We start from the raw sequence: 11,195 nt of genomic DNA on the forward strand, positions 1-11,195 counted from the left end.
GCCCGCAGCCTTCGAAAAACAATCATCCGGAACCTTTCATGCAATTCCCCGAATCCTGGTTGCGCGAGTTCTGCAACCCGCCTGTCAACACCGAAGAACTGGCCCGCCTGCTGACCATGGCGGGCCTGGAAGTGGAAGAGCTGCGGCCTGTGGCGCCAGCGTTCCACGGCATCGTCGTGGCCGAGATCGTCGAAGCCGAACAGCACCCCAACGCCGACCGCCTGCGTGTCTGCCGCGTGGACGCCGGCCCGCACAGCAAGGACGGCCCGCTGCAGATCGTCTGCGGTGCACCGAATGCGCGTGTCGGCATCAAAGTGCCGCTGGCCATCGTCGGCGCCGAGCTGCCGCCAGGCGAGGATGGCAAGCCGTTCAAGATCGGCACCGGCAAGCTGCGTGGCGTCGAGAGCTTTGGCATGCTGTGCTCGGCTCGCGAACTCAAGCTCAGCGAGGACCACGGCGGCCTGCTGGAACTGGCGGCCGACGCGCCGCTGGGCCAGGACATCCGCGAGCACCTGAGGCTGGACGACACGCTCTTCACGCTGAAGCTCACGCCCAACCTGGCGCATTGCCTGTCGGTCTACGGCGTGGCCCGCGAGGTCTCGGCACTGACCGGCTCGCCGCTGCTGCAGCCCGACCTGCAAGCGGTCGTGCAGGCGCACACCGACGTGCTGCCGGTCACCGTGCAGGACAGCGACCTCTGCGGCCGCTTCTCCGGTCGCATCGTGCGCGGCGTGAACCCCACGGCAGCCACGCCGGCCTGGATGGTCGAGCGCCTGGCGCGCTGCGGCCAGCGCAGCGTCTCGCCGCTGGTGGACATCTCGAACTACGTGATGTTCGAACTGGGCCGCCCGTCGCACATCTTCGACCTGGACAAGATCCACGGTGGCCTCGCCGTGCGCTGGGCCAAGGAAGGCGAAAGCCTGAAGCTGCTGAATGGCAACACCGTCGCGGTGGACGCGCAGGTCGGCGTGATCGCCGACGACCAGGCCGTCGAATCGCTTGCCGGCATCATGGGCGGCGACGCCACGGCGGTTTCCGACGACACGCGCAACATCTACATCGAGGCGGCGTTCTGGTGGCCCAAGGCCGTCATGGGCCGCTCGCGCCGCTACAACTTCTCGACCGACGCCGGCCACCGTTTCGAGCGTGGCGTGGACCCACAGCACACGGTCGAGCACATCGAGCGCATCACGCGCCTGGTCCAGGAAATCTGCGGCGGCGAAGCCGGACCGGTGGACGACCAGCAGCCGGCCATGCCGGTGCGTGAGCCAGTGACGCTGCGCGTGTCACGTGCCTGCAAGGTCATCGGCATGCCGGTCACCCAGGCCGAATGCGCCAGCGTGTTCCAGCGCCTGGGTTTGCCGTTCGTTGAAGGCGATGGCACCTTGACCGTCGCGCCACCAAGCTGGCGCTTCGACATCACGCTGGAAGAAGACCTGATCGAAGAGGTCGTGCGCATCCTCGGCTACGAGCGCCTGCCGGCCACGCCACCGCTGGCGCCGGTGACTGCGCGCGTGCGCAGCGAGTCGCAGCGGGCGCCGTTTGCGGTGCGCCATGCGCTGGCTGGCCTGGACTACCAGGAAACCATCAACTTCAGCTTCGTCGAAGCCCGTTGGGAGCTGGAACTGGCGGGCAATGCCGATCCGATCAAGGTGCTGAACCCGATCGCCGCGCCGCTGTCGGTGATGCGCACCAGCCTCTTGGGCAGCCTGATCCAGGTGCTGAAGTACAACCTGGCCCGCAAGGCGCCACGTGTGCGCGTGTTCGAGCTGGGCCGCGTGTTCCTGCGCGACGCCAGCGTGCAGGACACCGACCACAGCGTAGCCGGCGTGCACCAGCCGCTGCGCGTGGCCGGCCTGGCCTACGGTCCGGCGGCAACGCCGCAATGGGCCCAGGCCGACAAGGCGGTGGACTTCTTCGACGTCAAGGGCGACATCGAAGCCCTGCTGGCGCCGCGCAAGGCCGTCTTTGTCGCTGCCGAGCATCCAGCCATGCACCCCGGCCGTTGCGCCGCAGTGCAACTGGACGGCACCACCATCGGCCACATTGGCGAACTGCATCCGAAGTGGCGCCAGGGCTACGAACTGCCGCAGGCGCCGGTGCTGTTCGAGCTGGACCTGGCCGCGGTGCAGAAGCGCGAGCTGCCGGCCGCTCAGGGCGTGCCGCGCCAGCAAGTCATCCAGCGCGACCTGGCGCTGGTCGTGGCCGACAAGCTCACGCACGACGCGCTGATGACCACGCTGCGCGACGACTCGCTGGTGCGCGCCGCCTGGCTGTTCGACGTCTACAAGCCAGCCCAGCCGACCGCCGACATCGCCGCCAGCGAACGCAGCCTGGCTGTGCGGCTGGAGTTGCTGGACGACAGCACGACGCTGACCGAAGAGCGCATCGACGCTGCGGTCGCCGCGGCGATTGCCCGGGTGCAGGCCGCGCACGGCGCGCGCCTGCGGGCTTGAGGGAAGGGCGCCACACCATGACCAGCATGATGGGCAACGACAGCAACGACGCCCCGTCTTCGGACGACCTGCAGCCGCCGGAGCGCCTGCTGCTGACCTCGGTCGAGACGCCGACCCTGACCAAGGCCGAGCTGGCCGAGCTGCTGTTCGAGCGGCTGGGACTGAACAAGCGCGAGTCCAAGGACATGGTCGAAGCCTTTTTCGACATCGTGAACCAGGCGCTGGTCACCGGCGACGACGTGAAGCTGTCCGGTTTCGGCAACTTCGCGATCCGCCGCAAGGCGCCGCGCCCTGGGCGCAACCCTCGGACCGGTGAATCGATCCCCATCAAGGCTCGCAACGTCGTCACCTTTCACGCCAGCCACAAGCTCAAGGCTGTCGTGCAAGGGGATGTCCCGCCGGCCGAAGAGTTCGAGTAAAGTCATAGCGCCCCGCGAGAAATCGTTGATATCTCGTTGATTGCGGGCCACTTTTTGCCATGCACCATGAAGCCGCACCGCTGCTGCCGGCCATCCCGGCCAAACGCTACTTCACCATTGGCGAAGTGAGCGAGCTGTGCGGTGTCAAACCGTACGTGCTGCGCTACTGGGAGCAGGAATTCACCCAGTTGCGCCCGATGAAGCGCCGCGGCAACCGCCGCTACTACCAGCACCACGAAGTGCTGTTGATCCGCCGCATCCGTGAGCTGCTGTACGACCAGGGCTTCACCATCAGCGGTGCCCGCAACCGCCTGCAGGAAGCCGGTCACATCGAAGGCGGCGAGTTCTCCAGCAGCGACATCACGATCGATCCACCGAGCGACGAACTGGGCATGCAGGCCTTTGTGCCGACCTTCCGCCCTGAATCGCCAGCTTCGCACCCTCACTTCGCAATGGCCGCGCTCGATGCCAGCGGCCTGGCAGCCGAACTGCGCGTGCACCCTGTTTTGCCGGAAAACCCGAGCGCCGCTCAGGTGCGAGAAGAATTGCTGGCGATCCGGGACCTGCTTTCAATCCAGTGATTTTTCTGCCTATAATGTAAGTCTTGTCGGGGCGTAGCGCAGCCTGGTAGCGCACTTGCATGGGGTGCAAGGGGTCGCGAGTTCGAATCCCGCCGCCCCGACCAAAGACAGCGAGAAAAATCAACGGGTTAGCCTTACCAGGGGCTAACCCGTTTCTCGTTTCTGGGGTTGAAAACGCGGTTGGTGCCCATTGCCCTCGGCCACTGCGTGATCGGCGCTTTCGTCGAGGATTCAGCGCCGGTGCAGTTTGAGTTCGACGTCATCGATCCGCGACGACCTGCGGTCGCAAAGCCTTCGATTGAACACGCGCGCGGCCACCGGCTCACGCCCTGCCGCGCACCATGTCGAGCAGATGGCCCACGACGCGCTCACCATCGGCACGCAGTCCATTGTGGACGTACTCGTTGGTGATCCACGCGCGCAGCCCACGCACGCGAAGCGCGGTGTCCTCGGCGAATGCTCGCTCCACGTACATGTCGTCCACATACACGGTTGCAGCGACCGGCACGTCGTTGCGCGCCAGCCGGTCGGCGTCGTACAGGCGCGGCCAGGGATGTTCGGCCAGCAGCTGCGCTGCTTCGCGGTGCGCGTGCAGCCCTGCGTAGTCGTCCCACATCCAGGGGAAGACATGCTCGCCGCCGAGCAGTTCACCGTTCACCGCGTCTTCAGGGGCCAGCCGGTGCGCCGACCAGCGTGTGGCGCCGCCGTCGGCATACGAGGACTCATGCAGCGTCGCGTAGATCGGGTTTCGTTCCCATGCCGACGCCTGCTGCGCGTCCCACAGGAACGCCTGCGAGGCGAACGGCAGCTCCAGCAGATGATGCAGCCGCTCGAACCCGGCGCTGTCGCCCAGCCACATCCCGGTCTGGCGGAAGCGGCGCGCCGTGAGGCGGTCGCCGTTGGGCAGGCGAACGTCCTCGCCGTCGAGCCGGCGCAGGATGGTGCGCAAGCGATCGAGGTCGCCCGGATACCGCGCGTGGTAGCGCTGGTTCGCTTCGCGTGTGCGCACCCAGGTGGCCGCATAGACCTCGTCGACAGGCCGGCCTGTCACCGGCGCGAGGCCACCGGTGATCAGCACCTCTCGCAGACCCTCGGGCGCCAAGGACAGGTAGGTGAGCGAGGTGAAGCCGCCGAAGCTCTGGCCGAGCAGGCTCCAACGCTCGACGCCAAGTTCGGCGCGGATCAGTTCGAGGTCGTGCACGATCGAATCCGCGCGAAAGTGCGTGAGGTACTCGGCCTGGTCGGCCGGCGTTGCACCGGGAAGCACAGAACCGACAGGCGTGGAGCGCCCGGTGCCGCGCTGGTCCAGCAGCAGCACGCGAAAGTCGACCAGTGCCCGCGCCAGCCAGCCCGATGGCGGGCTCGTGGGGCGCGTGGCCTCGAAGCCGGGGCCGCCCTGCAAGAAGACGAGGTAGGGCCGGTCGCCGCCGTCAGGCGCTGCCACCTCGCGGGTGAATACGCTGATCCTGCCGCGCTGCGGGTCGCCGTGAACCAACGGAACGGCGTGCTCGCGCTCGGTCAACACGGCGCCGGGGATGAGGTAGGTGGTGCCCATGGCGACACGATAGCCAGATGGCGATGCGATTTGGCGTAAAGACGATCAGTCTCGTGGGTAGATTCGGCGGACGATCTCGAGTTCTTCCTTTCGTGTCGCGTGGCGTGGCACTGAAGTGCCGAAAACGCCCATCGCGGCCCCCCTCGCGTAATGCTGGAGGCAGTTTGAAGCACAGGTTCCCAGGGTGTGGCCCGCCAGGCGCTCTCGTCCGGGCGCAGGTTGGCCCGGGCAACGAACTCCGAGGGATCGAACGCGGACTGGCGGGCAAGCCGCCGCGCGCGATGGCTGCGGCGCTTGGGTCTGCTCAGATCTGTCAGCGCGCGAAGACCTGCAGGTGGTACGGCGGTGTTGCTTGCCCGGTCTCGGTGCCGAAGGCATAGCCCAGGCGCGACTCGTTGACGAGTAAATAATTTCTGCCGCCCACCGAAGCCGTCGTGACGCCGGAGGGATCGAACAGGTTTTCCTGCACCACGGTGCGGCGTGCCGTGGTCTTGTCCGTGAAGGCGATGCGGAATACGCTGCCGTGCGCACCGGGCACCATCAGGTCGTTCTCGGCGTAGTAGATGCCGCCATCGACCCAAGTCATCCCATCCGCGAAGATGACCGGATCGCCCTCGATGCTGACCTGCGCCGGCGTCGCTGCCGAGCCGTCGGCGTTGATGCCGATGAACCAGAGTTTGTTGTTGTGCGCCGCGTAGATGCCGGTTCCGTCGTAGACCATGCCGCCAATACCAAAGCCATTGAGCACCCAGCGTGGGTCGGTGGCCCAGACGGTCACCGAGTCGTTGGCCGGGTTGATCTTCACGATGCGCGTCTGGGGGCCAATGTCGCCGACATAGAGGTTGCCGTCCTTGTCGACGTCGACCGAGTTGCCGACCGTCTGCGCCGGCAAGGCCCAGCTGCGTACCTTGCCGCCAGAAGTCAGGTCAAAAGCCGACAGCCGACCCGCCTGCGCATGGGTCGGGTTGAAGTCGTAAGGCACGTTCTTCAATGACAGCAGCCAATTCTGCGCAGGCACCACGCGCAAACCCCAGGCCGAGCTGAGGGCATCCGTGGCGGGCGCAATGAACGTCGAAGACGCACCGCCATTTGCCAAGTCCAGCTTCAGCACGGAGCCGTCGTTGAGGTTGGAGACATAGGCAACGCTGCCGTTGACAACGACGTCCTCCGGAATGCCGCCGCCGACATCGAGTGTCGACGGCACCGGTGCGACTGGCGTCGCGTCGTCGGAGCCACCGCAGGCGGCAAGCACCATTGCTTGGGCGACAAGGGCGGCGAGCGCTGCGAGGCGCAGTGGGTGGGTGATCTTCAATTGCTTCCTTCAGTGCGAACAGAAAGTGTTCTGACTGAAGGTTATCCAGGGGACTCCATTGCGAGTAGCCGGTCAAAATCCAAAATACTTTCTCATGGATGGGAAACGATTCGCGGCACAGAACCATATGGAACTCGTCGCGAATGAGAAGGCGATGGGAGGTTTCACGCCAAGGGATTGCTTTCGAAGTACGTCGCGCAAAAGTCCTTGAAGGCACGCACAAGGGGCGAGAGATATCTGTTGCTGGGGAACGCCGCGGCCACCTTGACGCCCGCAAACTGCCACTCAGGCAGGACCTCCACGAGTCGACCCTCTCGCAGCGCCGCCTTGCAAAGGAAGCTGGGCAGCTCCGAGACGCCCAGTCCGTCGATCAGGCCCTGCAGGACGCCTGCATAGTCGTTGATCACCAGCCGTGGTTCCAGCTCGATCCGCACAGACGCGTCGCCACAAATCAGGCGCCACGCCACCGGCTGCTCCCACCGGGAAAACGCAATATGCACATGCGGGACCACATCTTGAAGCCGCGTGATGGGTTCAACGCGTGCCATGTAGGTCGGGGATGCAAGGAGTCGAGGGCGGTGCACTGTCATCGTGCTGGCAACCACGTTGCTGTCCCGGTTGCTCGGCTGCTCCACGCGGAGGGAAAGGTCGATGCCGTCGGCGATGTAGTCGATGTATCGCTCCGTGACCAGGCAGTGAACGGTCGCCTTTGGATAGCGCTCCTGAAAGGCGCTCACAAGAGGAACGATTGCGAGATCCGACATGCTGGGGGGTATGGAGATTCTCAGCCGGCCCGAGATCTCGGCCTGACGCTGCGTCACCAAACTGTCGGCCGCCTCGAACTCCGTCAGGCCGCGGCGACACAGCTCGAAGTAGCCTCGACCGATCTCGGTCATTCGCAGCTGTCGGGTGGAGCGCTCGAGCAAGCGAACCCGCAGCGCCTTCTCCAAGTCAGCAATCTTTCGGCTGATGGTCGACACCGGCACACCCGCACGCGCAGCCGCTTTGGAGAAGCTCCCTGCCTCGACCACCTGTACGTAGAGCGCCATCGCATTCTTGTCGGTGTGCATCTGTTTTCCGTGACTGAAGAGAGAGTGTCAGTGGATTTCCGAACCCATTTGTCTCTCAATTCCGGACAGTGCATCGCATGCCATGGCATCCAGTGCGGGAACTGGGGCAGCGCTTACCAACGCACGGCCATGGGGCGGCTCAGCGCGCCCGACATGGCCGTGTTTTCAGGGCTGAGCTGCCGCCGGCACGGCGTTCACGGTCGGGATCCAGTCGGAGGCCCAGATCTCGAACGGCTTGTCGGGCGTGGACAGCCACAGCGACGGGTACAGGTGCGCGCCGGCGGGCAGCTTGGTGACCTGCGGCAGCCCCTTGGCGATGTGGCGCGTCTCGCCCGGCTGCAGCGTGACCAGCGTTTGCGCCTGGCCACCGTCGCCCGGCACGGCGAAGCTGGTGTTGTTGTTCGGGGACCCGGTGGGCAGCACGTTGTCCGAGGTCCAGAACGCGAGGGTGCGCGCCGTCGTGCCGGTGTTGCGCAAGTCGAAGCCGTAGCTGCACTTGCTGCCTGCAGGCAGCGCGTCGCTGTTGCTGCATGCGGTGATGTTGGCGATCTCGATGTGCTTGGGCGGCAGCGTGAAGTTCACAGCCGCCGGGGCGGTCTTGCCGTCGTAGTCGAAAGCCGCCGAGTAGCCGATGTCGAAGCCCGGCGTGCCAAGGGCCCAGAACTGGTAGCGGCCGGCCGGCGCGCGGCGCATGTCCATGGTGAAGCTGCCGTCCAGCCCGACCTGCACGCTCTTCAGGTAGCCGGTGCAGAGCGCGTAGCCGGGGGCCGCGCAGACGTAGAGGCTGGCGTAAGGAGGGGCAGGGTCGGTGACCGGCTGGCCGGTTTCCGCGTTCAGCAGCGAGCCGCGGAAGCTGACCTGGGGCGCCGGAGCGGCGGCCTGGGTGGTCTGCCTGGCCTGTCGGCCTGCCTGCATGCGCCACGCCTGGCCTTGCTTACGCTGGGCGAACTGCGCCTCCGTCATGCCGGTGGCGCCATCGGCCGTCACGGTGAAGCCGAAGAAGAGCTGGCCCAGCGTGGCCAGCGGCTTGCCGGCCTTGCTCACGTAGACGGTGCCCTGGCTCAGGATGCCGGTAGGCGCACCGGCGATGGGCAGCAGCTGGGTGACGATGGTGGAAGTGCCCGGGGCCAGCTGCACGTGGGCGGGCGTGTAGAGCGCCGTGCCGGTCATGAAGGTCGACGTCCCATACGGGCCGCCGCTCGTGTTGGCATTGACCATGGTCCAGACGTCCGCGTCGATCGCGTTGGCCGTGATGTTGGTCAAGGTGACGGTGTACTCGCAGTCACCGCCCTCGGCCGCACGGGTGCAGTTGGTCGGTGCGGACACCGTCACCGGCAGGAGTTTGGCCTTCAGCGCCTCTTTGATCACGGTCTCCGGCCCGTCGTAGTGGAACGGCGTGCCGTAGGTGGTGGCATAGCCGGTGGGCGATGTGCTCAGCTGGTAATACCCGGTGTCGATGCCGGACAGCGACAGGGCGAAGCTGCCATCGGCGCCAACGGGCAGCGTCATCAGCTCGGTCTGGCAGATGTCGTAGCCGGGGCCGTCGCAGCGGCGCAGTGTGACCGGCCCGATGTTCAGCGGCAGCGGGAGACCGGTCACCGCATCCTTCACCGTGCCGGTGGCATAGGGCGCTTGTGCCTTGAGCACCTTCAGGGAGTAGGTTCCCAGCTCGCTGGTATCGCCGGTGAACGAGAAGTCGGGAAAGCCCGCCGCGGCGAAGATGACGGTGCCATCGGCCGGCACCCTGAACAGCGCACGCGAGTCCATGTCCGGCCCCGCATAGTCGTTCTGGCTGATCTGCTGGCAGCTGCTGTCGAACACGCCGACGATGCTGTCTGCCAGCGTGCCGCCGCCACCCAGCGCCGCCGACAGATTGACCTGCAGCAGCTTGCCTGGTGTCGCAGTCACGCGGAAGAAGTCCACATCGCCGGCGGCGATCTCTCCGCTCACCGACACGCCGGGCGCGGCGCCAATGGATTGCGCAACGGCGCAACGATTGTTGGGTTCGACCTCGGCCACCTTGGCGTGTACCCAGGAACTGGTGGCGGCCAACGCCAGCGCAATGGCAGCGGGTCGCAGGGGGGTTCTGTTCATGTCCAAAAGACTCCGTGTGGGAATGCGCTGGCGTGTCTTGTCAACGCCGCGTGTCAATGACGTGCCAGGTGCGTGTCAGCTCAGGATAGAGCGGGCTCAAAACAGCGGCAAGAAATTTCTAAGGAAATTCTGAGCATATCCCTAGTGTGTCGGCGGCTCACCCGTCATCGCCGAAATGAACCTGATTTCCGAAGCGCGCGACAGCCCGCTTCCGTCCACGCGAGACGGTGAGGCGCTTGGGAAGGTGGTGGCCCATGACGCGGCGCTCGCGGGCCGGCCCGGTATTCGCAGGCGCCCGTCCAGCATCTGCGGGCCCTTGCAGCAGGGAGAAGGGCTTGTCCTTTCCCGCATTGCGTGCATTGGTCACACGCTCGTCGTATTGAATAATAATCATTCTTATTATGATTCATTGGTAGGGCCTCGCGGTTGCGGCCTGACAGGCGTGTGGAGGCGCCGACAGCATGTCTTGCTTGCCCAGCAGTTCCCTGGCCGAGGCCTTCATTGGCAGCCGCCTGCAATTGCGGATGCTCGCCCAGCGCATCGTCGGCACCCTCGACCTGGCCGAAGAGGTTGTGCAGGAGGCGTACCTGAAGGTGGTCGAGCGAGCCAGCATCGAGGTCGTGAGCAAGCCGCAGGCGTTCTGCAGCCAGGTGGTGCGCAACGTGGCGCTGGACCACTACCGTCGGCAGAAGGTCGAATCGACTTACCGCATCTACTCCGACGATGGCGAACTGCCGCCCGTGGCGGGCGGTTTCACGCCGGACCAGCTGGTGCAGGACAGGCGCATGCTGGCGGCGGTCGACCGTGCGCTGGACACGCTGCCCGCTCGCACGCGCCATGCGTTCGAGTTGTATCGCCTCAGCGGCATGACGCAGCGCGACATCGGCAAGACGCTCGACTGCTCGGCCACGCTGGTCAACTTCATGATCAAGGATGCGATGCAGGTCTTGATGAGCTGCCCGGTGCTCAGGACCGGCATGGCGGACTGACAGCGCTGGTTTGGACGGGCGGCGTGCATGTGCCGCACAAACGGGTGTCGTGAGGTGCCTCGCCTCTGAAACACCGCGTGTTGTGAGGTAAAACGCGCTGCATGGATCACGATATGCAGCCGCCGCATGATGCTGTCTGGCAGGCCGCCTGGGCCTGGGTGCAGCGGCAGCATGAGATGCCTGATCTGCCTGCCGCCGAGCAGGCCGCTCTCGTGGCCTGGTTGAACCAGGCCCCCGGGCATGGGGCCGCCTACGAGCGGGCCAGCAAGGTCTGGCTGATGGCCGGACTGGTGCCGCCCGTCAACGACATCGAGTTGCCGGACGACAAGGGCGGCTGAGCCCGTCCCTAAACAAACTGCCGTTCCGCGCGTCTTGAAGAACGACGGCGCATGCGCAGGCCCTCCGGCCTCGCCCATGCGTCTTCGCTCCCTTCAACCGCGCGAGGACGCCGATGTCAACCAGCTGCTTTGACCGAGAGGACGAAACCTTCATCGTCCTGGTCAACCACGAAGAACAGTATTCGATCTGGCCTGAATGGAAGGCCGTGCCCGGTGGCTGGAAGGCCGTCGAGGGCGTGAAGGGCGACAAGAAGACGGTGCTCGCGTTTGTCGAGCAGACCTGGGTCGACATGCGCCCGCTGTCGCTGCGCCAATGGATGGCGGCGCAGGCCGAGGCAGGACAGGGCGAAGCCACCACGGCACCCGTCTCGCTGCAGTGAA

Annotated in this window: 11 protein-coding genes and 1 tRNA gene; 7 read left to right on the plus strand and 5 right to left on the minus strand. The window is 65.7% G+C overall.

The annotated features are described in order from the left end of the window. Positions 1-38 precede the first annotated feature (38 nt). The 4 genes from pheT (at position 39) to ACAH41_RS19405 (ending at position 3,560) form a co-directional block, all read left to right on the plus strand. Entirely contained in the window at positions 39-2,456 is a 2,418-nt protein-coding gene (gene pheT / locus ACAH41_RS19390; protein ID WP_325651699.1) for a phenylalanine--tRNA ligase subunit beta, read from the plus strand. Positions 2,457-2,482: 26 nt separating this feature from the next. Continuing rightward, positions 2,483-2,875 (plus strand): integration host factor subunit alpha, encoded by a 393-nt coding sequence (locus ACAH41_RS19395; RefSeq protein WP_325651917.1) that lies wholly within the window; start codon positions 2,483-2,485, stop codon positions 2,873-2,875. A gap of 59 nt (positions 2,876-2,934) precedes the next feature. Next, a complete protein-coding gene (locus ACAH41_RS19400) occupies positions 2,935-3,456 on the plus strand; it encodes a MerR family transcriptional regulator (protein WP_325651697.1) in 522 nt (173 codons plus the stop codon). 27 nt (positions 3,457-3,483) lie between these two features. Next, positions 3,484-3,560, plus strand: a tRNA-Pro gene (locus tag ACAH41_RS19405). 218 nt (positions 3,561-3,778) lie between these two features. On the opposite strand, the gene ACAH41_RS19410 is transcribed toward ACAH41_RS19405, so the two are convergent. From ACAH41_RS19410 to ACAH41_RS19430, 5 genes are all read right to left on the minus strand, one after another. Further along, positions 3,779-5,011, minus strand: a complete 1,233-nt coding sequence (locus ACAH41_RS19410) for an alpha/beta fold hydrolase (RefSeq protein WP_325651695.1) — start codon at positions 5,009-5,011, stop codon at positions 3,779-3,781. A gap of 313 nt (positions 5,012-5,324) precedes the next feature. Beyond that, entirely contained in the window at positions 5,325-6,323 is a 999-nt protein-coding gene (locus ACAH41_RS19415; protein ID WP_325651693.1) for a hypothetical protein, read from the minus strand. Between the two features lie 164 nt (positions 6,324-6,487). Further along, on the minus strand, positions 6,488-7,393 hold the full coding sequence (locus tag ACAH41_RS19420; protein ID WP_325651691.1) for a LysR family transcriptional regulator: 906 nt from the start codon (positions 7,391-7,393) through the stop codon (positions 6,488-6,490). A 165-nt stretch (positions 7,394-7,558) separates the two neighbouring features. Further along, positions 7,559-9,487 (minus strand): hypothetical protein, encoded by a 1,929-nt coding sequence (locus ACAH41_RS19425; protein ID WP_325651690.1) that lies wholly within the window; start codon positions 9,485-9,487, stop codon positions 7,559-7,561. A 157-nt stretch (positions 9,488-9,644) separates the two neighbouring features. Further along, positions 9,645-9,881: a hypothetical protein gene (locus ACAH41_RS19430; protein ID WP_325651689.1), complete on the minus strand. Its 237-nt coding sequence runs from the start codon at positions 9,879-9,881 to the stop codon at positions 9,645-9,647. A 76-nt stretch (positions 9,882-9,957) separates the two neighbouring features. Between ACAH41_RS19430 and ACAH41_RS19435 the strand changes: the two genes are divergently transcribed. The 3 genes from ACAH41_RS19435 to ACAH41_RS19445 all read left to right on the plus strand — a co-directional run bounded on the left by ACAH41_RS19435 (position 9,958) and on the right by ACAH41_RS19445 (position 11,194). Next, positions 9,958-10,476, plus strand: coding sequence for a sigma-70 family RNA polymerase sigma factor (locus ACAH41_RS19435; RefSeq protein WP_325651688.1), 519 nt, complete (start codon positions 9,958-9,960; stop codon positions 10,474-10,476). A gap of 176 nt (positions 10,477-10,652) precedes the next feature. Beyond that, on the plus strand, positions 10,653-10,814 hold the full coding sequence (locus ACAH41_RS19440) for a DUF4880 domain-containing protein (protein WP_325651686.1): 162 nt from the start codon (positions 10,653-10,655) through the stop codon (positions 10,812-10,814). Between the two features lie 113 nt (positions 10,815-10,927). Further along, entirely contained in the window at positions 10,928-11,194 is a 267-nt protein-coding gene (locus ACAH41_RS19445) for an MbtH family NRPS accessory protein (protein ID WP_325651685.1), read from the plus strand. The last annotated feature ends 1 nt before the right edge of the window (position 11,195 follow it).

It is taken from the genome of Ideonella sp., assembly GCF_041287625.1.
Lineage (GTDB): Bacteria > Pseudomonadota > Gammaproteobacteria > Burkholderiales > Burkholderiaceae_C > Ideonella.

Coding starts and splice junctions, on each gene's coding strand:
- ACAH41_RS19410 (WP_325651695.1), bottom strand. CDS start 5,011: ATGGGCACCACCTACCTCATCCCCGGCGCCGTGTTGACCGAGCGCGAG.
- ACAH41_RS19430 (WP_325651689.1), bottom strand. CDS start 9,881: ATGATTATTATTCAATACGACGAGCGTGTGACCAATGCACGCAATGCG.
- ACAH41_RS19400 (WP_325651697.1), top strand. CDS start 2,935: ATGCACCATGAAGCCGCACCGCTGCTGCCGGCCATCCCGGCCAAACGC.
- ACAH41_RS19425 (WP_325651690.1), bottom strand. CDS start 9,487: ATGAACAGAACCCCCCTGCGACCCGCTGCCATTGCGCTGGCGTTGGCC.
- ACAH41_RS19395 (WP_325651917.1), top strand. CDS start 2,483: ATGATGGGCAACGACAGCAACGACGCCCCGTCTTCGGACGACCTGCAG.
- pheT (WP_325651699.1), top strand. CDS start 39: ATGCAATTCCCCGAATCCTGGTTGCGCGAGTTCTGCAACCCGCCTGTC.
- ACAH41_RS19440 (WP_325651686.1), top strand. CDS start 10,653: ATGCCTGATCTGCCTGCCGCCGAGCAGGCCGCTCTCGTGGCCTGGTTG.
- ACAH41_RS19445 (WP_325651685.1), top strand. CDS start 10,928: ATGTCAACCAGCTGCTTTGACCGAGAGGACGAAACCTTCATCGTCCTG.
- ACAH41_RS19420 (WP_325651691.1), bottom strand. CDS start 7,393: ATGCACACCGACAAGAATGCGATGGCGCTCTACGTACAGGTGGTCGAG.